General features: G+C 69.6%; 1 protein-coding gene. It reads right to left on the reverse strand.

Annotated elements, in window-relative coordinates:
* Positions 1-349 (reverse strand): CorA family divalent cation transporter (locus tag BIU89_RS04760; protein ID WP_302847406.1); only part of this gene is annotated, 349 nt, incomplete at both ends.

Raw genomic sequence — 349 nt, forward strand, 5'->3', positions numbered from 1 at the left:
TCGCTGAGCAGCTGGTAGATCCGCCGTGAGGACGCCGGGTCGACGTCGCCGTCGAACAGGTCGTCCTCGATGTCGTCGATGTCGTCCTGCAGCCCGGCGACGACGGGGGCGTAGCTGTCGATGACCTCGTCGAGGACCGCGCAGAGCACCGCCTCGGACCCGCGCCCCAGGGCGTCCGGGTCGGCTTCGAGTCGCTTCCGCACGTCGGCGAGGTTCGGCCGTTCCGCCTGCCGGACGGTGACGACGAAGTCGCGCCCGGTGAACAGGTGCACCTCACCGAACTCGACCGTCTCCTCGTCCTCGTCGTACCAGGCGGGTCGCAGCACCACGAACAGGGTGTCGCCGTAGC

Origin of the sequence: Curtobacterium sp. MCBA15_005, assembly GCF_001864855.1 — a bacterium.
GTDB classification, from domain to species: domain Bacteria; phylum Actinomycetota; class Actinomycetes; order Actinomycetales; family Microbacteriaceae; genus Curtobacterium; species Curtobacterium flaccumfaciens.